Origin of the sequence: Streptomyces sp. V4I8, assembly GCF_041261225.1 — a bacterium.
Taxonomy (GTDB): domain Bacteria; phylum Actinomycetota; class Actinomycetes; order Streptomycetales; family Streptomycetaceae; genus Streptomyces.
Window position 1 is genome coordinate 92,404 of the sequence record NZ_JBGCCN010000003.1, and the last position, 23,125, is coordinate 115,528.

Below are 23,125 nucleotides of genomic sequence, written 5' to 3' on the forward strand. Positions count from 1 at the left end.
CCCCTCCCCCCGCCGGGCCTGTTCAGTGTGGCCTGCCGGGCTTCTCACCTCATGCACTCCGGCTCATGATCGCGTCGAAGACGCGATCCGTCTCGGCTTCCATTTCGACGTCGAGACGGCGGTTAAGGTCGCGGATGGTGTCGTATGCGGTGCGTACACCGTCTCGGTTGCCTGCCGCGCCTTCGAGGAGCATCCAGTCCTGATAGAGGATTTCAGCGCTGTCGTCGACGTCGATGCCGATGCGTACGGCGCGGCGTGCTGCCTCGATGTCGGGGCGGGGGGCGGTGCGGTGCCAGGTGGACAGGGTGTGGGCGACGTCGACGATGCGGACGAGCATTTCCTGGATGCGGGTGGCCGCCCAGGTGGGGTCGGTGCTGGCGAAGGGGCGTCCGCGGACGAGTGCGAGGGCGGCCTCCAGGTCGGCGATGCCGGTGGTGGGGCCCTTCTTCAGCCCGCGCTCGGCGAGCTGGGTAAAGCGGGTCCAGTCGCAGCGGACCTTGGGTGACAGGCGGTAGGTACCGGTGCGGTCGCGGGGCAGGTAGAGGTTGCCGTCCGCGTCGTTGCCCAGGCGGTTGCGCAGTTCGGAGATGCGGGTCTGCAGCGTGGTCTTGCTCCAAGGGTTGCGCGGGTCCATGGCCTCGCGGGCGGTGTCCGTGCTGCAGCCGGGCTTGAAGTACAGCAGCGCGGCGAGCAGGGAGATTCGCAGGCCGTGACCGGAGGCCTCGATGCCGGTGACGCTAACGGGGCCGAGGACCTGGATCTCGGGGGTGTGCAGGTCGATGGCGTCGGTCGACTCCTCCTCGGATTCCGCGGTGTCGGAGGCCTCGCCGACGTCTGCCGCGGCCAGGGCGGGGGCGTCACCAATGTCTGCGGGGTGGGCTGGCGGGGGCACCGGTGCCAGGACGCGCACGGAGGCGGGGGGCGTGATGCCGGTCAGCGCGGTGAAGGGTGCGTCCGGTACGGCGGTTGGCGATGCGAGGTACGGCGGGGCGGGCGGGCTGGTTGGCTCGGCCGGTTCGTCGAGACCGACGGGCGGGACGAGTTGCCAGGGGCCCTCGGCGGGGCGGGCCGGCTCGTCGGCGGTCTGCAGGACCTCAAGAAACTCGCGGTACTCCTCGTCGGTCATGTACTGCACGATCAGGTCGCTGTCCAGGACGTCGAGGTGCTGGGGCGTGTCGGAGCCGACTTCCAGGCGTACGGCGTCGGGGAAGGCCTCGCTGGCGCCCTCGGCGGGCAGCACCAGGGCGACCGGCAGGTGCCGGGCCGCAGTGAGCGCGTCGGCGAGGAGGCGGGCCTCGTCCGGTGTCGTGGTCTCTGCGGCGCAGATCAGCATCCACGGCAGCGGATCCGGCTGCTCGTCGCCTTCTGCGGGGGCGTGCTGATGGTGGGTGAGGAGCAGGTCACCCAGGTCGCTTTGGGCCGCCCGAAGATTTGGCACGGTGCGCAGGCGTCCCTTGGGCAGTCGTGCGGGCAGTTCGGTGTCCAGGCCGACGGTGAGGATTTCGGCGTGGTCGGACCAGGTGCTGGTGGCCGCGTCCAGGGCGATGACGCGGGCGGTATCGCGGACGGCGGTTGCGTCACCGTCGAGGAGCAGCACGCGTACGGTGGTGAGGTTGAGGAGCAGGTGGCTGCCGTCGTCGGGGTGGGTGCCGAGGGTGACCAGGCCGGGGTAAGGGGCCGGGATGTCACGGGCCTGGTCGGCGTCGAGGAGGGACTGCCCCATATCCAGCGTCCAGCGCCCATCGGTGGCCTCGGTGAACGGGATCGGGGGCTGGGTCTCCGGAGCGGGGTCGTGGTCGATGAGCAGGTCGACGGCGCGGGAGGTGGCCCGGGCGCCGCGGATGGCGGGCAGCGGGCGGCCTTGCTCGGCGGCGTGATGGGCCAGGGTGCGCAGCGCGGCGTCCAGGAGGTCGATGGCCTCCGGCTCGGCGCCCGCCTCCAGGACCTGTTCCAGACGGCCCGGCTCTTCCGGCAGGGCGATCGTCTCGCCCGGGCGCCGACGGCGGCGCTGCAGCAGCCGCTTGACCCCCACGGCGGCGATCAGGGAGCCAGCGAGCAGCAGGCCGATACCGGCCGCCTCGCCTACGCCGACCGGCGCCTCGTCTGCTTCGCCGGTGGCCTCCGGGGCCGGCGTGGCGGTGTCCGGCGTGGTCGATGCGGAGGGGGCGGGAGTTGACGGCTGCGCCGAGGCGGACGCGGACGGCGTGGCCGACGGCTTCTTCGCCTCCGGCGTCGGGGATGCCGCGGGTGGGGCCTGCTCGCCCTGGTCGTGCTCGGTGGCGTGCGGCGTTGGTGTCGCGGGGGTGGCCGCTTGGTCGTCAGGGCGGGCGGACTCGCGCGGCGCGGCCCCGGTGTCCCCCGCGTCCGGCGCGGTGTCGTCGGCCTGGTCGTGGTCGGTGTCGGCGCGCTCGTCGCTGTGGGACGGCGTCTCGCCGCTGTCCGTGCGGCCGTCCGGCTGGTCGGACGGGGCGGTCGCGTGCGGGATGTCCAGCTTGAGCCCGGGGTGGATCTCGTCCGGGTCGGTCAGGGCAGTGCCGCCGGGCTGCGGGTCTCCCCGGTTCTCCTCGAAGATCTCCGTGTACTTGCTGCCGTCGCCCATCTCCTCCTCGGCGATGCCCCACATCGTGTCACCGGGGCGCACGGTGTACGACGTCGCGGCGTCGGCCGGCTGGGCATGGTCGGTCTGGGTGCTCAGGCCGGTGGTCGGCACGTCGGGCACGCGAAGGACCCAGCCCGGCTGGATCGGCGCATTGGCGTGGAAGACGGTGCCGTCGACCATGCGGCGGCCCTCATTCGCATCGGCGATCTTCGTATAGAGGGCGCCTTCGCCATAGAGGTCCTCGGCGATACTCCACAGGCTTTCCGCGGGGCGGGTGTCGCGCACGGTGTAGGTCTGCTGCGCCGGATCGGCCGTCGTCGCCCGTGCTGCAGTGGGGCTGGCGGTCTGGTCGGCCGGTGGCGCTGAGGTCTGGGAGGCGTGGCCGGGTGTGTGGCTGGCTGAAACCGTGGGGATGGCCTGGGCGGGGGTGGCGGCCGAGGCGAGCGCGGTGCTGGTGGTAAAGAGCAGCAGGATGCCGCTGACCAGGGTGGCGGCGGTGCGCTGGCTGACGCTCAGCCCGGGCAGGCGCGGGGCGCTGCGGCCGCGGAGCTGCGCGGGGATCTCCAGCAGCAGGGACAGGACGAAGCTGGCCCAGCTGATCCATCCGACGATGCAGAGGGCCAGCATGAACGCGCTGCCGGTGTCCTGGCGCGTGAGCAGGTGAGTGAAGGCGTCGCTGCCCGAGTCCCAGATCGCCGTGGTGGCCTCCCACAACAGCCAGGGCAGGCCGCCCACCAAGGCACACAGGACGATTGCGGATGCCAGGGCGCGCAGGAGGCGCAGCGAACCTCGCCGCGTGGGCGCTGTGGAGCGAGATCGGGTCTTGGACATCCGGTTAGTCCTTCTCGGGTTGGGTGATCCCGTGGAGCAGTGAGGCGGAGCTGGTGGCGTTGACGGTCCACGTGTTGGGGGCGAATTTGCCGGTGTAGGTGTCGGTGACCTGCACGGTGATCCGGTGGCCGTCGCCACTGACGGTCACGGTGCCGGTGACTCCGGCCGCGTTCAGGTAGGCGCGGGCAGCTGCGGCAGCGTCTTGAGGGTCGGCGACGATCGCGTTGCCGGTGATGGCCTGGGTGGGATCGATGGCCTGGGCGGCGGCGCGGGCGGCCTCGGTGGCAACCCCGTCGGCGCGTTCGTGGGCGCGGGTGACGCCGAAGGCGTCAACGGCGAACAGGCCGCCCAGAAACAGCAACGGAACGGCGATGATGGCGACGAAGACGGAGACGCCTCCGCGGTCGTCGTGCCAGTTCCACCGTGGGGCGCGCTGTGTGCTGGTCATCCGCGCTCCCGGTAGGCGTCAACGATCGAAGTGAAGGAGCTGGTGACGGTGCGAACCCCGGGGCCGCCGCCGAGGAAGAACAGGTCGCCGAGCGGGACGGTGCACGAGACGGTCACGGTGACCTGCGAGACCTGCCCGACGGGCGCGGCCAGCCCGCTGGTGTTCGCCTTCACGCTGGTGGTGGAGCAGCCCTGTTGCTGCGAGTTGAGGGAGTCCGCGGCCGCTTCCTGTGCGGCGACCTGCCCGGCGCCCGGGGTGCGTTCCAGCGAGGCGGCGCGGGCGGCGGCTTGGGCGGCGGCGTCGGTCTTCTGCCCGGCGACGGAGAGCCGGGCGCCGGCGATGAAGACCAGGGCGAGGGCCAGGAGCAGGGGCACCACGATGACCGCCTCGATCGCGACGTCGCCACGGTCTCGCTCACGGGCGGTGAGGTGCTTGAGCATCATCCGTTCCCCTGCGCCGTTGTCCACCGCTCGATCGGCCCGGACACGGTGGCGCTCACGGTGAATCCGCCCACCCCGGGCACGAGGGAGATGGCCTGTCCTTCGACGCGGATGCGGATGCGTTCCTGAGTGCTGCCTGCGGTGGAGACCTGGGGGCCGGTGAGGATGTTGCCCCCCAGATCCTGCGCCGCGGCCTGCGCTTTGGTCGCCCCGTCGTCCGGCCCCGCCTCGTACATCCGCCCGGCTGACACGCCTTCGCGAGCCGCGGTGTAGGCAACGTTGCGGGCGTAGGCCCACAGGAAGCCCTGTACCGCGGACAGCGTCAGCAGGATCACGATGGGGAAGATGATGGCCACCTGGATCGGGGAGGAGCCCCGGTCGCGGTCGTGGCGCGGCAGCACTCTGTTCATGGTCGGGGCCGTCAGCCGAGGTCGATGTCGCCGAGCTTGCCGTTGGCCTTGGCGTACAGGGCGGCCAGGCCGCCGGCGATGAGCAGGGCGCCCACGATGGCGGCGACGATGATGATGACGGTGGAGACGGGGCTGTCGCCGCGGTCGCCACGCGCCTTGATCTCCTCATGGGCGTCGGTGAGTCGGGTCCGGAGCGCGGCGGCCTGCACGGCCACGGTGGTCTGTGCCTTCAGCAGCGTGTTCTTCACGAGGGGGCTTTCCTTTTGTTCTCGGTACGCACGGGGTGCGTGGTGGTCAGATAGTGAAGACGTTCAGCACGGCGGGGAACGCGACGGCGATCATGACGATCACGGCGAGGAGGGCTGCCGGCACGTGCAGCTTCTCGCTGTCGGCGTTGGCCTGGGCGGCTTCCGCCGTCAGGAGTTCGCTGGTCAGGGCCTTGGCGCGGTTGCGGAGCGTGTCGTAGACGCTCGCTCCGTCGTCGGAGGACAGGCGCATGATGTCGGCAACGTCATTGAGTACGGTCAGGTTGAGCTGGGTGCCGAGGTCGTCCAGGGCCTGCCAGGGGGAGGACTTCTCCGTGCGGGCGCGCAGCAGGGCTTCTTGGATGCGGACGAAGGCCCAGCCGCGGCCGATACGGGCGGCGTCTTCGAGGGCTTGGTCGGCCGCGACGTTGGAGGCCATGCGGGTGGCGGTGAGGTCCATCCAGGCGGCTGCCGCGTAGGCGAACTCGGTGCGGGCCTTGGCGGCTTCGCTGGCCACGCCCCAGTCGGGCACGAACCACAGCAGTGCGGCCAGGAGCACGCCGACACCGGCCGGGATCAGCAGCGGTACGGAAAGGCCCATCAGTGTCCAGCCCACCAACAGGACGACCGGGGCGAGCAGGCCGAGCAGGGCGAGGGCGACCTTGTTGACGAGGAACTGCTCGGGCGTCTGGTTCAGCAGGTCCAGGTCGGTGCGCGGCAGGCCGCCTGGCATCCGCTCCGCCCAGCGGGCTGCCCAGGCAGCGGAGGGGTTTGACCGGCGGGCCTGCTCCCCGGGTCGGGTGGCGGGCGGGTCGAGGCGGCGCAGGGTGGGGCCGAGCTTGGGCGCGGAGGGCACCAGCTCGCGTACGAGCAGTGCCACGCCACCCCCGGCGAGGCCTCCGCAGACAACGAGGGCGGTCATGCTCATCGTGTGACCAACTCCTCGGCGACAGGCTCGACTTGCTTGACCTGGCTGCGCGGGTCAGTGATCAGGAAGCGGGGCACCGGGCGGTGGTTGGCCAGGCGGCGGGTCCACCACAGCACCGCGGCGAACGCGGCGGCCAGCAGAGCCAGGACCAGCTGACCGAGCAGGGTGCCGTACGGGTCGGTGTAGGGCACGAGGAACCCAGCCAGGACCAGGCACAGGCTGATGATCGTCATCGTGCGTACGGCGCTACGGGCCTTGGCCCGGTCTGATTCGATCTTCCGACGCTGGGCGACCTCCTCGCGGATCGAGGCGGAGACGTCCTCAAGGACCTGGGCCAGGCCCGGCCCCGGATCGACCGCGCACAGCATCAGCCCAGCGCACACCTTGTCCGCGGTGACATCGTCGAGCCGGTCGGCGAAGTCCTTCAGCGCGTCCACCGGCAGCCAGCCCGCCTTCAGCTTGTCGGCGAGTTCGCCGACCTCGTCCTCGATCGCCGCAGGCGGATTCTTCCGGCTGGTGATCAGCGCCTGTTCCAGCGCGAAACCGAGGCGCAGGATCTCCGACAGCCGCTGAGTCCAGTCGGCGAGCGCCTCCAGCTTGGCGATCCGGCCTTTGACTGACGCGGCCGGGGACAGCAGCCACGGCACTCCCACCACCGCGGCCCCGAGCAGGACCGCGGCCACGAACACACCGCTGATCAGCCACACCACAGCCGTCACGACAACCGCGGCCGCGGCGAACACCCGTCGGCGGGCTACGCGTTCCCTGCCGTCCGGCCCGCCCGACCATTGCGCCCGCCAGCGGGCGAGACGTCCCTGTCCTGCGGGCTCGGTGGTCCCGATCGTGGCCGCCACGGCCGCGACCAGGCCGCCGGCCAGCAGGGCGCCGCACAGCATCCACCACAGGGCGGTCGTCATGCCCCCACCCCCTGGAAGGTGGCGGCCTGGTCCAGCACATGGCTGGAGAAGCCGGCCAGCTCCAGGCGGCGCCGGGAGCGCGGCGACAGCGGCGCCGCCGGTGCCGCCCGCAGGTCCCACTCGTTGGCCGGGCGCAAGACCTCGTTGTAGGCGGGGCGGCCGTTCTCGCCGATGCCGGTGACCTCCCACACGTGGCTGACCAGACGGCGCGGGGCGGGGCCGGACTCGTCGACCGACATGAAGACGACGAAGTGCAGGCCGTTGGCGATCTGGCGGTAGGCGAGTTGCTCAGAGAAGTTGCCGCGGGCCAGCAGGTACAGCTCGGCGATGCGGTCGAACACGACGTGCGGCTCGGAGGCGTGCATCGTGCACATGCTGCCGGGCCGGTCACTGGTGAGGGCCTGCATCATCGCGGTGACTTCCGGGCCGCGGACCTCACCGACCACGACCCGCTTCAGCGACATGCGCTTGGCCCGGTACATCAGATCCATCAGGGTGATCTCGCCGACCGCGCGGCCGTCGACGCGTTCGCCGTTGGACTCGCGTGCCTCCATCGGCACCACCTGGGTGTGGTAGCCGTTCTTGTGGGCCCACAGCTCGAACTCGGTCTCGATGGTGCCGAACCGCTCGTTCTGCGGGATCTGCTTCATCAGCGCGCGCAGGAGAGTCGTTTTTCCTGAGGACTGTTCGCCCACGACCATGATGTTGCGGCGGGCGCGGACGCACGCGCCCAGCAGGGCCGCGACCGTGGCGTCCATGGTGCCCCGCTTCACCAGGTCGTCCAGGGAGGCGTCTTGCAGCCGGTGGCGGCGGATCGTGATGAAAGTGCGGTCGCCGGTGATCTCCGGGTGCAGGGCCTGCAACCGGGAGCCGTCCGGCAGGCGCAGCGCCACATCGGGGCTGGCCGTGGAGAACGTGCGACCGGACTGCCCGCTGTTGCGGATCAGGTCGCGCACCAACTCCTGGAGCTCCTCCTCAGATTCGGCGACCGGAGAGACCGCAACCGGCGCGGCGTCGTCGCAACACCTCGTTAGGGCCGTTGATCCAGATGTCTTCGACCCGGTCGTCGTCCAGGTAGCGCTGCAGCCGACCGGCCCTGAAGAGCATGTCGAAGACCAGCGCGGCCAGTTCCTGCTCGTCGGCCGGAGTGACCGAGCGGGAGACGCGGGCAGCGTCGCCCCACACGGCGACCTGCTCATTGATCAGGGCGCGGGCCCGCTGTTCGCGGGCCGGTCCGACCAAGCTGGAGTTGGTCTTGGCCTCGGCGAGCAGCTGGTTGTTCACCCGCCGCTTGATCTCTCCGGCCGCCCGCGCGTCGATGTGCACACGGGGCACGGCGCGGTCGTTGACCATCGCCGGGGCAGCTGCCTGCCCCGGGGCGCGGCGCGGATCGTACGGCGGTGCCGGCGCGGGCACGGCCGTGGGCGGCTGGGGGACGGGCGCGGGGTAGACGTTCTCAGCGCGCACCGGGCCCTCCCCTCATCAGGCGCTGGTGCAGCGGGGACGCCAGCCGAGCCTTGCGCGAGGCCACGCGCTGCCGGATGGGCGTCGTCGCACCTTGCGCGGCGGTCATGAGCTTGCCATTCATGAAGCCGCGGCCCTCCGAAGCGCCGTCCGACAGCACGGCGGCCTCCTCGGGCCGGTACGGAAGGGTCGCCACGACGGGGGTCCCAATGCCGAGACCTTCGAGTTCGGTCTCGATCTCGCGCGGTCCATAGGGGCCCTCCTTGATGAGGATGATGCCCAGCGAGCCGGATCCCCGGCCGCTTTCCCCGTCCAGGAGCGCTCGCAGCTGTCTGATGCGGGAGCGAGCAGCGTGCACACTGCGCACCGTGCCGCGCATCACCATCAGCACTGCGTCCGCGCGCAGCGCCAACACTCCTGACGGGCCGAACGCGCCACTGCGGCCGAGGTCGACCAGGACGTCGTGGCCGGCGGCGTTGTCGATCCCGGTGAACAGGTCGGCGAGCTGGCCCCACACCGGGCCCAGGCTCGCCGCCTGAGACATCGCGGTCAGCCCGGGCAGAAGCAGCCGATTACGTTCCGAGCGGCGTTCGTCGTTCTCCAGGGCGATCAGCTGGAGCCAGAACGCGTCGACCAGTTCCTGCGTGCGGGACGATTCCGTCAGGTTCCGAAGGCCCCGATCGGCCGGGACCCTGCCCTCCAGCGCGCCGGACAGCACCGCGCCACCGTCGGGGTCGCACTCCGCCAGCACCATGCGCCGACCGGGATCGAGCGGCCAGGCACGCAGCAGGGCCAGCGCCGTACTCGTAACGCCCGGCGCGCCCGGCAACCCGACCAGAGCGATCACAGCCATCAGGAGCCTCCGGGGGCATCCACAACAAGCGCCACGTCGCCGGTGGCTGCCTGTGCCGCGAGCTCAGGGCCGTACTGGGCAGGGACAGCGACGTCGACCACCTGTTCGCTGGTGTTCTGCTGCTTCTCCCCCACCCGCACGACCCTCGCCTCGATTGACTTCGGAGTGGAGTCCTCGCCGTTCTTGCCGCCCTCGCCGGTGGTTGCCTGCGATCCGTCCGAGGGCGTGGAGACGACCAGGACCTTGTCACCGGGCGAGAGCCGAGTCGCCGGCATCTGTGTCTGCTTCAGCCCGATGCCCACCAGCCGCTCCCCCGGCTCGACCAGCGTGCGGGTCGTGACCTGCCCCTTGGAGAGCAGGGCACCGGGTACCAGGGCCACCGCAGCGCGCTTGCCGACCACTTGATCACGCTGCGAGGCGGGGATCGGCTTGAGTGCCGGATCCAGCGACACCGAGGCCTCAAGTAGATCGGAGTCCTCGATCACGTCTCCGGCCTGGACTTCGTGGGCAACGGCCAGGACTGGCGAGCGCTCGCCGGTCGCCTGGAAGGCGAGCAAGCCGCCTCCGCCGCCCGCTGCGATCAGGGCGACGGCCAGGGCGTACATGCCTGGACGTCGTCGGCGCGCCCGGAACCCCACCGCTGCGCTCGGCACCTGGTTGTGCGTCGGTTGCGGGGGTGCTTGGCCTGTGCCGTCCTGGCAGATCTCCCGGGCATGCCGGCGCAGTTCGGGCCTGCCGCCATCGCGTGTGTAGCGGCGCGGCTTCGGCGGCACCGTGAAGCCGTGGTCCTCGAGCATGTCCTGGCCGTGGCGCGCCTGCTCGTCGGTGTACATATCGGGGGTCTTCGTCGTGTCCCGGGCCAGCACCAGTGCGTGCTGGGGCGTGCCCGGTGTGCGCAACTGGGCTGCGATCAGGCCGAGTTGCCGTGCCTGCCACTGGTCCGGGGCGGCCAGGCTGAACCAGTTGGCGTACTCCTGCGGCAGGTAGGTCGCGGAGTTGGTGCCGGAGACAATCGGCAGGCCGGCCTCCATGAGGATGCGGGTGGTCTCCCGACTCGACTTCAAGTCACGGCCGGCGCCTACGACCCCGACCACGGTCGGGTCGTTGGCGGCGTACGAGGCGATGGCCTTCGCCATTCCGACTTGCCGGCCCAGGTCCAGGCCGCCGTTGGCGACCAGGACGCGGAGCCTGACGCTGGAGCCCTCGTTGATGACGGCCTGTGCCAGGTACACGCCCGCGAGTTCCTGGGCGCCCTTCACGAGCGAGGAACCGTCGGGGTCGTGGCTGAGCGGGCCGGCGTACACCACGGTGACGTGGTTGTCGGCGTGGTGGGCGAGGACGTCCGCGTTCTGCTGTGCGATGAGGTCTTCCAACTGCTTCACGGTCCATGGCGTCTCGCCTCGGCCGACCAGCGCCTTGGGATCGTCGCCCCGGTCGGCCTTCGGTAGCCAGTCGGCGAAGCGGACGTCACCCGTCGCGACGCCGATGCATTCCGTGCTGGCTGGCCCCGCCTGGCGCCGGGTGTCCCGGTTGGCGGTCAGTACGGCTGCCAAGCAGTACCGCTTGTGCAGTGCGTCGGCCCGCATGACGGTTCCGGTGATCATGACGGCGAGAACCAGGACCACTGTGTGCAGGGACCACACCAGGCGGGCGACTGTCGGCCGGGGGGACGCTCGCAGGTGCCGGTGCCGGTCCTCGACGGGCCCGAGTTGGTCGGGCGGGAGCGGGATCTTCATCACCCAGGGCAGCACCGGCCGTTCGCGGCTAGGCGACTGCCCGGCGCGCAGGTTGCGGGCCCACTCTCGGTACCAGGTACGCAGTTGGTCGCTGAACCTGCGCTGCGAGGACTCCGGTTCGGGTGTCGTACGGACCACGCTGCGCTCGAGGCGCGTCACGTCCTGGGTGCGCACGGCAGCGACGACGACCAGGGGGTCGAGCTCGCTGCGCCGGCAGCGTACGTCGCTGACCGCTCGGATCAGCTCGATGCCGCCGTTGTAGACGTCCGCGTGCGGCAGGAACAGCATGGGCGGGCGGGGCCTTTTGAAGCCACGCAGGTCCCAGCTCCAGCGGCGGTGGTTGTCGCGCAGATCCTCCCGCAGGGCCAGCACGCACAGCTGGAGATGGAAGTCATCGCCCGCCTTGAGCGCCTCGGCCACGTCGTAGGCCCGAGCCGCGATCGCCTTCCAGGACCGCACCGGGCGCAGCAGCGAAACCTCGGTCGGGTCCTCCTGGTCCGCGGCCCGCAGGAAGGTCGTGGTCAGGAACCAGCGGCTCTCCCGGCGCAGCCACAGGAAAATCGGTGCCCGCCCCGGCAGGACGGAGCTGAAGACCGTCAGCAGGACGAGTAAGGCAAGGCCCGCACCCACCGCCATGTACCAGTCAGTGCGGGCGAGGGAGCGCGGCGAGCCCGGCCACGATGCTCGCCGGCAAGATGTGCGCCATGTCGGACAACTGCAGGCCCGGGCTCCAGCGCCCGCGGCCCTTCGGGCGCCAGCGTTGGCGGGCCAGCTGGTCGAGCAGCTGCTGCCGCTGGTCCTGTCCGGTCTCAGGGCTGCCTTGGGCGGGTGCGGGCCAGCTGTCGCCGAGTTCCGCGACCGCGTCGTCGATGGCGTGTACCAGCCGCAGCCGCGGGAACGCGTACCGCCGGTAGACCGCCTTCGGGCCACCCCACTTCTTTGGGTCGCTCAGCGCGCGCACCATGCCCGCGGCCCGGCGGACTTCCGTGCCGCCGTCGTAGGCATCCTGCGCCACCGCGCATCGCGTGCCGTGCGCTTCCTGACCCGCGTACAGCTGCCGGACCAGTCCGGCCACCGCGCCGTCGTCAGCGCTGTCCTGTGCGTGCAGGACGAATGCCGGCATTGGCGGATCGGCGCTAGTGCGGAAGTCCTGGATGAGGATCTCCAGCTGATCCTGAAGGTGGACCCCGGCGCCGGTCACCGGCAGGCCACGATGGCCTCCAGAGCAGTCCGGCACACGGCCAGCATTCACCACGGGCAACCCCCCGTTCACGTCGAGTGATCGGAGAGTAGCGGCTTGGGATGGGCTGGGTGGGTGAATCGGCGATCCAGTGATCTTTGACTTGCATCCAGAGGATTGACGGCACCGCCCGATTGCCGGGCCAGACCCCGCCGCATGCTGCACCCAAGCGGCCTCCCCGATGAACTCGTTACGTTGCAGCAGGCGGCCGACGGCGCTCATCTCCAGCTACAGCACCTCGATGACCACGAAGCACGCAACCGGCAACGCCGAGTCTGGCGCGAAGCCGCAGAGGATGGACAAACGGCCGTGACCCAGTACGCAACGTCGCAGGGTCTCAACCGCTGCGAGGTGGAAAGGCAACTGTGACAGGGCGTCCGCCATCCCGAGATGAAGCCAGGTACGCCGTTGTAGCGTCCCCGGTGCCGCCCGTCCCTCGCGACCGCCTGGCCCTGGGCGGGTGAAGACCAACGCTCAGTTAGGGCCATCCGACGCGGTTGAAGGGCGTGGGACGGGCCATCGGCTCCCTGCGGTAGAGGGCGAGGATGGAGCCGCCGAGCTTGATGAGCCAGTTCGGGGACTTCTGGCGCACGCCCTCACGCTGGGTCTCCCATTCGACCGTGACCTCTCCATACAGTTCGACGGTCAGTGCGTTGATCTTCCTCTCCAGTCCCTCGAGGTAGGCACCCAGCCGAACGATGGACTTGTTGCTCGTCCGCCAGTAGACGACGGCGAGTACGAAAAACGCGCCGATGGCCCCGATGAAGATGCCCGAGAGACCCTGCTTCTCGTCCTTAAGCAGGATCGTGCCCACGGCCGACGCCAGGACGGCCATCGCGCCTATGAAGCTGATGAGTTGACTGCGAGCGACGATGCGCTGGTCTATTTCGCGACGGGTCCGGCTCGTTTCGAGTGACTGGCTGAGCTGGCGTTTTGTGTGGGTGGGCTGGTGGTGAGTGCTGGTCGCTTCTACCTTCTGGGTGAGGGGGTGGGGTGATGGTGTCCCTGCTGGAGGAGCTGGAACGGCGTGAGTCGGCTATCGGGGAACGGGTGGGCGAACTGCGGGTGCAGGTAGCGGAGCTGAGCGAGCAACTGGAGGCGTTCGAGGAGATGCTCGCGCAGGTGGAGGTCGCCCGGGCGGTGGTGCGGGAGGTCCTCGACGACGTGGCGGCCGAGGAGCCGGTGCCGCGGCCTGCGGCGGGGCCGCAGCGGGCGGGAGGGGAGTCGCCGATCGGGGTGGTGACGGTGCCCGAGCGGGAGGCGGGGATGGACGCATCGCTGCTGCCGTCTGGGTACCGGGACATCATGGAGGTGCTCATCGCGGCGGGGCGGCCGATGCGGTCGAAGGCGGTCTCGGTGGCGATCGGCCGGGGCGAGGGCCCCTCGAAGGTGGAATCGGTGCGGGTGAAACTGAAGCGGCTCGCGCGCCGGGGCTGGCTGAGCGAGGACAGTCCGGGCCTGTTCGCGCTGCTCGAACACGCCGAGGACAGTGGGCCGTTGGGCCAGGGTTCTGGCGGCTGAGGGTTCTTCTTCCTACGTTCGTAGGTGCCAACCGAAACGCCCGTAGGAAGAAGAACGCCGTGGAACGGTACGACACGCCGCCGAGTGCTGACGACTTTGAGGCGGCGGCGAATTTATTCAGCATGCTCGTGACGGAGCTGGCATCGCCGACGACTGGCGATCTGGCCCATCATGAGCTGGAGGATCTCTTGGAAGACAGGGGCCGTGACCTGCTGCGGCAGCTGTTCCAGGATCACCTGGACCTGCGGGAGCGGCGCGAGCAGGAGGCTGTGGCGAGCTTGCGGCCCCGCGTGATCGGTACGGACGGTCTGCCGCGGCCGCGGCTGGAGAGGGGCCATGGCCGGCTGCTGGCCACGGTGTTCGGCACGGTGACCGTCTCCCGCCTCGCCTGGAGGCGCCTGGAGGCGTCGAACGTGCACCCGGCGGATGCGGTGCTGTCACTGCCGCGGGGCCGACACTCGCACGGTCTGGCCCGCCTCGCCGTCCAGGCGGCCACCCGGATGTCCTACGACGCGGCCCACGAGACGATCATCCGGCGGTGCGGCCGCGTGCTCGGCAAGCGTCGGCTCGCCGGTCTGCTCGTCGAGGCCGCCGGTGACGTCGACGCCTTCTACAACGCCAGAATCGTTCAACCCTGCGCTCCGGCAACAGTGTTGGTGCTGTCCGCGGACGGCAAGGGCATCGTGATGAGGCCCGAGGCCCTGCGGGAGGCCACCCGGCAGGCCGCCGAAAAGCGGCAGCACGCCTTTCGCACGCGTCTGGCCGCCGGGGAGAAGAACGGCAGAAAACGCATGGCCACGCTCGGCGCGGTCTACGACGCCGAACCGGCACCCCGCCGGCCGCACGATGTGATCACGCCGCCCGGCGGCTTCACGGACGGGCACATCCGCCGGCCCGGCCCCGTTGCCCGGGACAAGTGGCTGTGCGGCTCGGTGGAACACGACGCCGAGCACGTTGTGGCGCAGGTCTTCGAGCACGCGCAGGCCCGCGACCCCGAACATCGCCGCACCTGGGTGGTCCTGGTCGACGGCGCCCGCCATCAACTCGACCTCGTCCAGGCCGAAGCCCGTCTCCACCACGTCGAGGCGCACATCGTCATCGACATCATCCACGTCCTGGAGAGGTTGTGGGCGGCGGCCTGGTGCTTCCACCGTCCCGGCGACAAGAGGGTCGAGGACTGGGTCGCCGTCCACGCCCTGGCCATCTTGAACGGCGACGCCACCGAGACGGCCGACACCCTTCAAGCCCAGGCTGATCAGGCCAAGTTGACCGGCGGACAGCGGCACGGTGTCGATACCTGCGTCCGCTACCTGCGCGGCAACGCAGATTTCCTGCACTACGAGAAGGCCCTCGCGGCCGGCTGGCCCATCGCCACCGGGATCATCGAAGGCGCGGCCCGCCATCTCGTCGCCGACCGTCTCGACATCAGCGGAGCCCGCTGGGGTCTCGACGGCGCCGAAGCCGTCCTGAAACTCCGTGCCGCCGCCGCTAACGGTGATCTTGACGCCTACTGGAAACATCATCTCGCCAAGGAACATCAACGGCTCTACCCAGCCCATGACCAGGCGAGATACGCCCTTACTGCCTGACCGCGATCTCACTCAGAACGAGCCGCACCCAAACAGCGTCCACCCCGCCGACGCGCAGGCACCGGACGTGGACGGGGCCCTGGTGGTGGAGGCCGCCAGCCTCATCATCACCTGCCAGTACGGCTCCCCGTCGATGCTCCAGCGCAAGCTGCGGGTCGGCTTCGCTCTCGCCGAACGCCTCATGGACGTCCTGGAAGAGCGCGGCATCGTCGGCCCCTCCGACAGGAGCAAGGCCCGCACCGTCCTGGTCACTCCCGAGGCACACGAGGACGTCGTCCGCGAACTGCGCGTCGCCCTTGCCCTCGCCGCCGACGACTGAGCAACCCCTCCCCTCCGTGGCCTCCGGCACCAGCCGGGGGCCACACCCATACGCACCCGCCTACCGGCAGCCAAACCATGGAAGGAAAAGCCCTCGTGATCGTCACCGTCTCCGCCGCCGTGCTCCTGGCCGTGGTCGTCGTCCTGCTGCTGCGCTCCGGCGCCGTACGCCTCGGGGCGGCCATCGCCTGCGCCGCCTTTGGGTTCTGCCTGGCCTCCACCAACCTTGCCCCCGCCATCACCGGGCTGCTCAGCGGCCTGGCAGGCCTGGTCTCGCTGCACTGACGGGAGCACACTCATGGCCGCCTCACCGCACGCCACGCCCGCCGTACACGACGACCAGCTACAGCCGACAGAGTCCCGCACAGTTGGCGCCGGCCTGAGCCTGGAGGCGCGGCTGGCCGCTGTCGAGGCGGCCATGACCGTCAAGCTCGACGAAGCCGCCGTCGCCCATGAGGTACGCACCGCGTACCTGCATACGACCCCCGTCGACCTCACCGAAGTCGTGAGGGTCCCGCTCACCCCCACATCGACGGCCGCACCGCCGCAGACCTGCACCACTCCGGTGGCCGCACTCCTCGAGCGCGCACGGCACCGGCTGGAGACCGATGGCTGGTGCGCCGGCGCCATGACCGACGAAACCGGTGCGGTCTGCATGCTCGGAGCCATCCGCAAGGAGGCCGGCGGCAACCGCAGCCTGGAGACCGACGCCGCATCCCTCGTGCTGGACGCCATCCGCCGCCGGTTCGGTGACGAAGCCGACTCCGTGCCAGCCTTCAACGACGCGCACGGCTCCGGCCGAATGCCGGCGCGCATGCTGGGCGAGGCCGCCTCGATCGCTGACGCGAAAGGCCTCTGACTACCCGGGCCCGGGCACTGAGCGGTCAGCCGTCCAGCTCGATGATCAGCCGCCCGTAGTCATCGACCCACGCGGGATACACAAACCCACCGACGATGGCCCGGTTGACGAACACCTCGACCTCAGCGTCCGTGTCGATGACCAGCACGCCGTCCTCATCGGTGAACGCCTGCCACGTCACCCCGTCCGTGTCGATCACGGCCTCGAAGTCGACCACGGGTGGGTCACTGCGGAACAAGCCCATCACCTCTCTTGTCCACGCCGTCGATCCCCAGCCTGACGCACTGGCAACCCCCGCACCAGATCCAGGATCACCCGTGTCGAGCCCGAACCATGCCCCATGGGACAGCGGTTGGGCGCCGGGGCAGGCCCTCCGGCCTGCCACCCCTTCATCCCTCTGGTCTGCCCAGCTGCCTCTTCCCGTGTGCGCGGCAGGCCACAAATGCACCCCGCGGCAGCCCACCCCCGCCCACGACGACCAGGACGACGAACCCGGCAACCTCCACCCACTCCAGCGCTGACCCTGGTCACTTCCCTTGATCCTCGCCCACCGGTCGTGGGGGGCCGACGACCGGACAGGCCGACCGGCCACCCCACCCGCGCCCCGCCGACGGCGTCCGCTGCATGCTCGGATCCATCCGGATCGAGGCCCGCGGCGACCGCGGCCTGGAGAGCAGCGCGGTCGCCGTGCTCATGGACGCCATCCGCCGCAAGTTCGGCGACGTCGACTCCGTGCCCGGCTTCAACGACGCCTTCGCCACCGGCCGTACGCCGATCCGCATGGTCGAACAGGCCGCCGACCTTGCCGACGCCCGCGGCCTGTGACCCTCCCGGATTGTCTGCCTCGCGCCCGCACCCTCGGACCTCCGGGGCCGGGCGCGGGACAGACCACCCGGTCTCGCGCACCACCACCTCCGCTCCCTGACCGAAATGGAGAACACGTGGCCGTCATCGGCGTGCTCACCGAGCCCACCCCGCCCACCTGGTGGAAGGCCAACCGGCACAAGTGCTACCTCGTGGCCGGTCTGCTGATCGGCTACCTGATCGGCACCAACCTGCACGACGCCCCGGCCCAGCAGCCGGACATACCAAGGCCGGGCAACACCACGCCCGCCCCGGCCACGCCCGGCCCTCACCGCACGCCCGCGGCGCTCGGAATGGCCGTCTGACACCAGCTGCACCGACCGACCGTGCCCCGCCGACGCATCCGATGCCGGCGGGGCACGGCGCTGCTCGACGACTCGGAGGAGACCGCACGTGCTCATCCCCCGCCCGCGCCGCCGCACCGGCCGGCCCCGCCCGCAGCGTCCCGGCCCCCGCTACCCCCAGCGCCCCGACCAGCTTGCCCGGCGCCTGGAGGCGGTGATGCCGAGTCCCGGGAAGAAGTACCGCCGCCCTGAGGTGAAGCGGATCCCGCGCGGCCGGGGGACTCGCTTCTGCAAGATGTGTCCTATGCCACATAGGCGTGTGCCTGGCGTGAGGCCGTCGCCGGCCTGGGCTGTTCGAGCGTTTGGTTTTGTTGTAGAGCCCACAAGAATCGGCACTTCCGCAGCTCTCTTTCATTCCGCCCTTGACATGATCGAGATCACGCCTGTTTGTGCGTAACGGAAATGCATTGTCGGTGGATGTGACACTAGCGGCTTGATGTGCTTATCTCGTTGACGTCTCGTCTTTCAGGGGATTGGGCGAGCGTCAACTGAATGTTGAAGGGGGCTCACAGCCGTGAGCAGGATGTGTTTATTGAGTGGGTTCTAACGTGAATTTGGAGAAGTCACTCAGAGAGCGAGAACCATGCCTGCCGCATAACTCAGGCGGCAAGCAAAGAAGAACTTATTCCGGTGAAGTTGCGCAAAGTTTCAGAAAGTCGACTTGCAGTACGCGAGGGATTTAGATTTGCTGTCACACCTGCTCAGCCAGTGTGACAACGAGGATGAAGTAATGGCATGCTATAAGAAGTGGTGTAAGAGCCCAATAGTCAAAGCGAACCAGCATGCCGCCAATGGCCTTTCTGTGAGTATCGTACCGGGAATCGGTGCGGCCGATGGGAGGGTCGATGGAGGCCCGTAATTCACCTTCTGGTGTCGACAGCAATCCAGTAGAGGGCAATCCATAGAGGCTGACAATCGCCAGCACCTACCATCGGCTTGCACGGGCGACGGACCCGTACTTCTGGGCGGCCTTTCTCAGCGTAGCGACCTGGCGCGTAGACGCTGTCCCAACACGAAATGGCGATATGCGAATGAGGGATGAATGTCTGGGTTAGGAAAGTGTCTGATGAGTTGGGCGACCGGCCATGCGGGACGCCTGCCTCACAGAGAAAGATCCGCCCGTACGGTGGTTCTTGAGGCCCCCCAGTACGTACCGGCTCTTCTCGCCTCCGACGTGGTGGACGCCGCGACGGTGGTCTTTACGCCCGGGCATTCGGGCGTAACGGACGGTCCCTTGATTGTCGGTTACGAGGGTTCACTCAGCGAGCTGGGAGTGGAGTTCTCTCACGATCCCGGCTTCTACCTGCAGATCCAGGCGTACGGCCTCAGCCAGTACATGTCGGTGGCCGGCCCGACTGTGATCCGGGTGGCCGGCGATACGGATTTCGAGACCTACCTTCGCGATGCCGACCAGGCACGCCATGAAGGCGTCTTCACCGACTTCCTCACCAACCCGATGATCCAGCTCGCGGATCTCCCTGCCCTGGGAGCAGGACCCGAGGGGGACGGGCCCTCGCTCCGACTGCATGTAGGGCAGTCCGGGGAACTGTCAACTTCTCCGGGGGGCAAGCGACTCGGCACCGCAGGCGACAGCTTTGAGCAAATTGCCGCCGAGTGGGCACGCATCAACAGCGAGAGCACCCAGCCGTGCGCGGTCTGCCTTGGCGGATGGCTGCCGGAGACGACCCGCGCACCCGCACTGGCCGAGCGTCCCTGGCTCGGACGGTATCTCGCTGCTCTGGACGGCATCCGTACGTTGCGGGCCCGCGGGTTGAACGTCACTGGTGTATCCGGTTTCGGCGGCCGTCTTGTGACTGCCCTGAGCGAGCTGCCCGATGCGGCAGACGTCATGGATCCCGCGCTGCCGCTTCTGCTGTGGACGGACGAGGCCGTCTACGCTCACAGCTCGCGGCAGGGGCGGACCTTCCAACTCAAGCACGACACTGCCGAGTTGGCAGAGGCTCTGCTGGTGTGCGGTTCGGTGGAGGCGGCGGTCCGGATTGGGGACCGCGAGGACCTCAAGCGAGTGCAGGCGTTGTTCGACGCTGCAGGCATAAAGCTGAGCTCTGGCGCTCTCATCGGTTCGGGGGAGGGATGATGGGCACGATTCCGAACGGTCTCGCGATCCCCGGCCGGGCCGGCGCACTCCTGGCAGAACTCGGCGACCGGGTGGTGCGCTGCGACCTCTACGACGAGGTGGGCGCCCCCGTCTATCACGATCTGGTCGGGAAGGAGACCTATGAAGTACGTGAACTGCTCACGTTGTTGCGGGCCATACCTGGATCTGTACTCGACCTGGCAGCCGGTTCCGGCCGGCTGACGATGCCCCTGCTGGCCTCGAGGCGGGACGTCACCGCGCTGGAACTCTCCGGCAGCATGCTGAAGCTGCTGGCCGCACGGCTCGACGCGGCTCCCGCCGCGCTGCGGAATCGGTGCACGACGGTTCAGGCCGACATGAGCGATTTCACTCTCGACCGGGAGTTCGGTGCGGTCGTACTGGGCACAACGTCTATCTCGCTCCTGAACGCCTCTGGCCGGCAGGGCCTGTACGAGTCGGTACGCGCCCACCTCGCGCCCGGTGGCCGCTTCCTGCTGTCCACCGTGGCCTTGGAGTCCAGTGACACGGCACCGGCCGAGACCGAGGTCGAATTCACGGGCAGCGACCGAGGCTACCGGCTGTTCGAGTACTGGACCGCCGGAGCGGAGTCCCGCACCGTCACGATCTTTCCGGCGGTGATCGAAGAGGGGCCGGTCGAGGTGTGCACCACCAGCATCCGCGTTCTGTCGGCCGAACTGCTCGAGGAGGAGCTGCGCAGCAGCGGATTCGCTGTGCGCTCCCGGCACATGCTGCCCGACCCCGGTGCGCGCCATCACAACGTGCTCCTCGAGGCGGAGGCAGCTGCGTGAATTCCACCCGACATGCGCTTTGGCCCTCGCTGCTCACCCCCGACCTGCACGGCCGGGACGACTTATGCGCGGTGTCCGCGGAGGGCGTACGAGTCCGCTTCGCCGACGGGCGGGAACTGCTCTGCGGCACAAGCGGCCTGTGGAACACCAACCTCGGATACGGCAACCTGGCCATCGCTCAGGCTTCCGCCGATGCGCTGCTCAATGCCTCGTATCTGAGTGTCTTCCGCTATGAGAACGAGTACGCCCAACGCGCAGCGGACGCCCTGGTGGAGCTCGCAGGTGCCGAGCACTACGGACGTGTGCTGTTCTCCACATCGGGTGGTGCGGCCAACGATCTGGTGATGAAGCTCGCCCGGCAGTACCAGGCGCTGCGGGGCATGAGCGGGCGCAGGGTCGTGGTCGGCCTGCGCGGCGGCTATCACGGTCTGACCTTCGGCGGCTTCGCGCTGACCGGTGAGAACCTGGGGCAGCAGGTGTACGGGGTCGACCAGCGGCTTGTCCGGCACGTCACCCCGAACGAGCCTGAGGAGCTGAACGTTCTCATGGCCCGTCAGGGCACTCAGATCGCGGCTGTGGTGGTCGAGCCGGTGCTGGGCTCGGGAGCCCTGCCCCTCAGCGCGGAGTATGTCGCCGAACTGCTGCGGCTGCGCGAGGAGTACGGATTCCTGCTGGTAGCCGACGAGGTGGCCACCGGGTTCGGGCGCACTGGGGACTTCTTCGCCTCCCAGCGGTGGCCGGCCCAGCCCGACCTGTTGATCGCCTCCAAGGGACTGACGAACGGCACCAGTGCTGCCGCAGTGGTCTTGGCTGCACGGTCGGTGGCGGAAGCCTTCGACGAGGCCGGTGCTGTTCTCAGCCACGGCGAGACGCAGGCCGGAACCCCGGTCACCTGCGCGGCCATCCTGGCCACCATCTCCGAGATACACAGACTGGGCGCGGTCGCCAGGGGGCGGAGGCTGGCAGGCCGACTGGACGACGGGCTGGCCGCGCTCATCGCCGAACACCCTCTGGTGACCGGTACGACGGGGATTGGCTGTTTCCGGTCGGTCCGAGTTGCGGCAGCTGACGGCAGTGGGAAACCCCTGCCGCAGTTTGAGGTGGCTGCGCTCGTCGCTGCAATCCGGGAGGCGGGTGCCATCGTGCACCCCGGCCTGCACGGGGTGCAGCTCTTCCCCGCGCTGACCTACACAGACGCCGAACTCGACGAACTGCTCGCGTGCATCCGGGAGGGCATCGACCTGTACACAGTCCAAGTCGCTGCGCAGACGGAGACAGGGGATGAAGACCATCGGTGACAACCGGCCGCAACCACTGGGCGGGACGGGCGAGTTGGCGCAGCTGCTGAGTAACGACTTCGACATCCGCGGCAGAAGAGTCGCCGTCCTCGTCGACGGTGCGGTCCGGGACAGCGTGATCCACCAGCGTGTGACAGCCGCGCTGCACGGGTCGCACAACCACACCCTCGTGCTGCATTCAAGCGGAGATGTGAGCAGTGTGCTTGCTCTCGCGGACCGTCTGGCCGATGCGCAGCTGGTCGTTGGCCTGGGTGGCGGCTCGCTGCTCGACCAGGCCAAGCTGGCCACGCTGGTGGCAGCCGGCCCGAAGGTGTCCGCCCGGCTGACAGTGCCCCAGCGCAGCGGCCTGATCGTGCTCCCCTCCGCGCCGACTCGGCCGATGCCGCTGATTGCCATACCCACCACCGTGGGCACGGGCTCGGAGTCCAGCGCTGTCGCATGCCTGACATACACGCAGCGAAAACGGCTGGTCATGGGCAAGGCACTGCAGCCCGAGGTCGCTGTGATCGACCCTGAGGCCACGGTGACCCTGCCGCAGGAGCTGATCGCCGAGGGTGTGCTCGAAGCGTTGTTCCGACTGGTGAGCCCGTACGTCGGCGATCATTCACGGCTGCCCTCCCAGGACGCGCGCGTGGAGACGACCGCTGGGCGACTGGTACGGCTCGGGGACGAGGTGCGTAACGCGGCTCTGGCCGGCCGCCGGTGTTGCGACCGGCTTCGCCGTGAGATCGCCGAGGTGAGCGGCAGCACGCATGATGCGTGGTTCCATGCGGGCCGTGATCCGTATGCGGTCAAGGGCTGGCTCATCGCCAACGAGCTCTCCTCGGCGCTCGCGATACGCAAGATGACAGCCGTGTCTGCCCTGTTGCCGCCGCTGTGGCAGGCGATCGACGCCGGTGAGGAGCGGCTGGGATCGGCCCGGCGGCTACGACGGCTGTGGTCCGTGCTCCGGTCGGAAAACCCCGAAGAACTTCCCACGGACCCGGCGCCAGGAGTGGCCGCGCTCATCGACTCCTGGATGATCGGGCGGCGCATAGCCGTGACACCCAGCCAGATCGAGGCCGTCGCCGGGCGGATCGTACGGGCTTGGGGAGCCGGGCTGCCGATGCTCGGCGGGCTGGAAAGCGACGCCCTTCTGCCCGTGCTGCGCGCGGCCGCCGAGCAGGTGCCGGAAACCTCAAGCGCCTCCGGACCGTGAGCTGCCCTCAGCGGCCCAAATGCCCGCCGCCCGCGGGCTCGTCAAGGACTTCCGCTTCGGTCCACCATCCGGTGCCCGAAGCGGGGGAAGAGAAGCACTCGGCCACAACATGTGAG

25 protein-coding genes are annotated in these 23,125 nt (G+C 69.4%); 11 read left to right on the forward strand and 14 right to left on the reverse strand.

What is annotated here, in order from left to right:
* Nucleotides 1-49 precede the first annotated feature (49 nt).
* The 13 genes from ABIE67_RS48725 to ABIE67_RS48785 form a co-directional block, all read right to left on the reverse strand.
* Nucleotides 50-3,430: a LysM peptidoglycan-binding domain-containing protein gene (locus ABIE67_RS48725; protein ID WP_370270903.1), complete on the reverse strand. Its 3,381-nt coding sequence runs from the start codon at nt 3,428-3,430 to the stop codon at nt 50-52.
* 4 nt (nt 3,431-3,434) lie between these two features.
* A complete protein-coding gene (locus ABIE67_RS48730) occupies nt 3,435-3,878 on the reverse strand; it encodes a pilus assembly protein TadG-related protein (protein ID WP_370270904.1) in 444 nt (147 codons plus the stop codon).
* Nucleotides 3,875-4,321, reverse strand: coding sequence for a TadE/TadG family type IV pilus assembly protein (locus tag ABIE67_RS48735; RefSeq protein ID WP_370270905.1), 447 nt, complete (start codon nt 4,319-4,321; stop codon nt 3,875-3,877). Before ABIE67_RS48735 ends, ABIE67_RS48730 begins: the two co-directional genes overlap by 4 nt.
* Nucleotides 4,318-4,719, reverse strand: coding sequence for a TadE family protein (locus tag ABIE67_RS48740; protein ID WP_370270906.1), 402 nt, complete (start codon nt 4,717-4,719; stop codon nt 4,318-4,320). The genes ABIE67_RS48735 and ABIE67_RS48740 overlap by 4 nt, the downstream gene beginning before the upstream one ends.
* Before the next feature lie 20 nt (nt 4,720-4,739).
* Nucleotides 4,740-4,976 (reverse strand): hypothetical protein, encoded by a 237-nt coding sequence (locus ABIE67_RS48745; protein WP_363042835.1) that lies wholly within the window; start codon nt 4,974-4,976, stop codon nt 4,740-4,742.
* A 46-nt stretch (nt 4,977-5,022) separates the two neighbouring features.
* A complete protein-coding gene (locus tag ABIE67_RS48750) occupies nt 5,023-5,901 on the reverse strand; it encodes a hypothetical protein (protein ID WP_370270907.1) in 879 nt (292 codons plus the stop codon).
* The gene (locus ABIE67_RS48755) at nt 5,898-6,818 is read right to left on the reverse strand and encodes a type II secretion system F family protein (protein ID WP_370270908.1); all 921 of its coding nucleotides are present in this window, start codon (nt 6,816-6,818) and stop codon (nt 5,898-5,900) included. Before ABIE67_RS48755 ends, ABIE67_RS48750 begins: the two co-directional genes overlap by 4 nt.
* Entirely contained in the window at nt 6,815-7,774 is a 960-nt protein-coding gene (locus tag ABIE67_RS48760) for a CpaF family protein (RefSeq protein ID WP_370270909.1), read from the reverse strand. Before ABIE67_RS48760 ends, ABIE67_RS48755 begins: the two co-directional genes overlap by 4 nt.
* 19 nt (nt 7,775-7,793) lie before the next feature.
* Nucleotides 7,794-8,285 carry a hypothetical protein gene (locus ABIE67_RS48765; RefSeq protein WP_370270910.1) on the reverse strand — a complete coding sequence of 164 codons (492 nt, stop codon included), beginning with the start codon at nt 8,283-8,285 and terminating at the stop codon, nt 7,794-7,796.
* Nucleotides 8,275-9,135 carry a hypothetical protein gene (locus ABIE67_RS48770; RefSeq protein WP_370270911.1) on the reverse strand — a complete coding sequence of 287 codons (861 nt, stop codon included), beginning with the start codon at nt 9,133-9,135 and terminating at the stop codon, nt 8,275-8,277. Before ABIE67_RS48770 ends, ABIE67_RS48765 begins: the two co-directional genes overlap by 11 nt.
* Nucleotides 9,135-11,507 (reverse strand): SAF domain-containing protein, encoded by a 2,373-nt coding sequence (locus ABIE67_RS48775; protein ID WP_370270912.1) that lies wholly within the window; start codon nt 11,505-11,507, stop codon nt 9,135-9,137. The genes ABIE67_RS48770 and ABIE67_RS48775 overlap by 1 nt, the downstream gene beginning before the upstream one ends.
* Before the next feature lie 7 nt (nt 11,508-11,514).
* Complete coding sequence (locus tag ABIE67_RS48780; RefSeq protein ID WP_370270913.1) at nt 11,515-11,994, reverse strand: hypothetical protein; 480 nt, start codon at nt 11,992-11,994, stop codon at nt 11,515-11,517.
* Nucleotides 11,995-12,589: 595 nt separating this feature from the next.
* Nucleotides 12,590-12,946: a hypothetical protein gene (locus ABIE67_RS48785; RefSeq protein ID WP_370270914.1), complete on the reverse strand. Its 357-nt coding sequence runs from the start codon at nt 12,944-12,946 to the stop codon at nt 12,590-12,592.
* Nucleotides 12,947-13,107: 161 nt separating this feature from the next.
* On the opposite strand from ABIE67_RS48785, the gene ABIE67_RS48790 reads away from it, so the two are divergent.
* From ABIE67_RS48790 to ABIE67_RS48810, 5 genes are all read left to right on the forward strand, one after another.
* Nucleotides 13,108-13,632, forward strand: a complete 525-nt coding sequence (locus tag ABIE67_RS48790) for a hypothetical protein (protein WP_370270915.1) — start codon at nt 13,108-13,110, stop codon at nt 13,630-13,632.
* Nucleotides 13,633-13,691: 59 nt separating this feature from the next.
* On the forward strand, nt 13,692-15,221 hold the full coding sequence (locus tag ABIE67_RS48795) for an ISKra4 family transposase (RefSeq protein WP_370270916.1): 1,530 nt from the start codon (nt 13,692-13,694) through the stop codon (nt 15,219-15,221).
* Nucleotides 15,222-15,288: 67 nt separating this feature from the next.
* On the forward strand, nt 15,289-15,540 hold the full coding sequence (locus ABIE67_RS48800; RefSeq protein ID WP_370270917.1) for a DNA translocase FtsK: 252 nt from the start codon (nt 15,289-15,291) through the stop codon (nt 15,538-15,540).
* Nucleotides 15,541-15,635: 95 nt separating this feature from the next.
* Entirely contained in the window at nt 15,636-15,824 is a 189-nt protein-coding gene (locus ABIE67_RS48805; protein ID WP_370270918.1) for a hypothetical protein, read from the forward strand.
* 13 nt (nt 15,825-15,837) lie between these two features.
* The gene (locus tag ABIE67_RS48810) at nt 15,838-16,398 is read left to right on the forward strand and encodes a hypothetical protein (RefSeq protein ID WP_370270919.1); all 561 of its coding nucleotides are present in this window, start codon (nt 15,838-15,840) and stop codon (nt 16,396-16,398) included.
* 25 nt (nt 16,399-16,423) lie between these two features.
* Here ABIE67_RS48810 and ABIE67_RS48815 read toward each other — a convergent pair whose 3' ends face one another.
* Nucleotides 16,424-16,636 (reverse strand): hypothetical protein, encoded by a 213-nt coding sequence (locus tag ABIE67_RS48815; protein WP_370270920.1) that lies wholly within the window; start codon nt 16,634-16,636, stop codon nt 16,424-16,426.
* A 386-nt stretch (nt 16,637-17,022) separates the two neighbouring features.
* On the opposite strand from ABIE67_RS48815, the gene ABIE67_RS48820 reads away from it, so the two are divergent.
* From ABIE67_RS48820 to mpaC, 6 genes are all read left to right on the forward strand, one after another.
* Complete coding sequence (locus tag ABIE67_RS48820; protein ID WP_370270921.1) at nt 17,023-17,223, forward strand: hypothetical protein; 201 nt, start codon at nt 17,023-17,025, stop codon at nt 17,221-17,223.
* 116 nt (nt 17,224-17,339) lie between these two features.
* Nucleotides 17,340-17,567 (forward strand): hypothetical protein, encoded by a 228-nt coding sequence (locus ABIE67_RS48825; RefSeq protein WP_370270922.1) that lies wholly within the window; start codon nt 17,340-17,342, stop codon nt 17,565-17,567.
* A 1,105-nt stretch (nt 17,568-18,672) separates the two neighbouring features.
* On the forward strand, nt 18,673-19,704 hold the full coding sequence (gene mpaB / locus ABIE67_RS48830; protein ID WP_370270923.1) for a daptide biosynthesis RiPP recognition protein: 1,032 nt from the start codon (nt 18,673-18,675) through the stop codon (nt 19,702-19,704).
* On the forward strand, nt 19,704-20,513 hold the full coding sequence (mpaM, locus tag ABIE67_RS48835; protein ID WP_370270924.1) for a daptide-type RiPP biosynthesis methyltransferase: 810 nt from the start codon (nt 19,704-19,706) through the stop codon (nt 20,511-20,513). Before mpaB ends, mpaM begins: the two co-directional genes overlap by 1 nt.
* Nucleotides 20,510-21,811 (forward strand): daptide-type RiPP biosynthesis aminotransferase, encoded by a 1,302-nt coding sequence (gene mpaD, locus ABIE67_RS48840; RefSeq protein ID WP_370270925.1) that lies wholly within the window; start codon nt 20,510-20,512, stop codon nt 21,809-21,811. Before mpaM ends, mpaD begins: the two co-directional genes overlap by 4 nt.
* Nucleotides 21,795-23,009 carry a daptide-type RiPP biosynthesis dehydogenase gene (mpaC, locus tag ABIE67_RS48845; protein ID WP_370270926.1) on the forward strand — a complete coding sequence of 405 codons (1,215 nt, stop codon included), beginning with the start codon at nt 21,795-21,797 and terminating at the stop codon, nt 23,007-23,009. The genes mpaD and mpaC overlap by 17 nt, the downstream gene beginning before the upstream one ends.
* Nucleotides 23,010-23,125 lie beyond the last annotated feature (116 nt).

Coding starts and splice junctions, on each gene's coding strand:
- ABIE67_RS48730 (WP_370270904.1), bottom strand. CDS start 3,878: ATGACCAGCACACAGCGCGCCCCACGGTGGAACTGGCACGACGACCGC.
- mpaC (WP_370270926.1), top strand. CDS start 21,795: ATGAAGACCATCGGTGACAACCGGCCGCAACCACTGGGCGGGACGGGC.
- ABIE67_RS48750 (WP_370270907.1), bottom strand. CDS start 5,901: ATGAGCATGACCGCCCTCGTTGTCTGCGGAGGCCTCGCCGGGGGTGGC.
- ABIE67_RS48790 (WP_370270915.1), top strand. CDS start 13,108: ATGGTGTCCCTGCTGGAGGAGCTGGAACGGCGTGAGTCGGCTATCGGG.
- ABIE67_RS48810 (WP_370270919.1), top strand. CDS start 15,838: ATGGCCGCCTCACCGCACGCCACGCCCGCCGTACACGACGACCAGCTA.
- ABIE67_RS48755 (WP_370270908.1), bottom strand. CDS start 6,818: ATGACGACCGCCCTGTGGTGGATGCTGTGCGGCGCCCTGCTGGCCGGC.
- ABIE67_RS48780 (WP_370270913.1), bottom strand. CDS start 11,994: ATGCCGGCATTCGTCCTGCACGCACAGGACAGCGCTGACGACGGCGCG.
- ABIE67_RS48735 (WP_370270905.1), bottom strand. CDS start 4,321: ATGATGCTCAAGCACCTCACCGCCCGTGAGCGAGACCGTGGCGACGTC.
- mpaB (WP_370270923.1), top strand. CDS start 18,673: ATGAGTTGGGCGACCGGCCATGCGGGACGCCTGCCTCACAGAGAAAGA.
- ABIE67_RS48785 (WP_370270914.1), bottom strand. CDS start 12,946: ATGGCCGTCCTGGCGTCGGCCGTGGGCACGATCCTGCTTAAGGACGAG.
- ABIE67_RS48775 (WP_370270912.1), bottom strand. CDS start 11,507: ATGGCGGTGGGTGCGGGCCTTGCCTTACTCGTCCTGCTGACGGTCTTC.
- ABIE67_RS48770 (WP_370270911.1), bottom strand. CDS start 9,135: ATGGCTGTGATCGCTCTGGTCGGGTTGCCGGGCGCGCCGGGCGTTACG.
- ABIE67_RS48820 (WP_370270921.1), top strand. CDS start 17,023: ATGCTCGGATCCATCCGGATCGAGGCCCGCGGCGACCGCGGCCTGGAG.
- mpaM (WP_370270924.1), top strand. CDS start 19,704: ATGGGCACGATTCCGAACGGTCTCGCGATCCCCGGCCGGGCCGGCGCA.
- ABIE67_RS48725 (WP_370270903.1), bottom strand. CDS start 3,430: ATGTCCAAGACCCGATCTCGCTCCACAGCGCCCACGCGGCGAGGTTCG.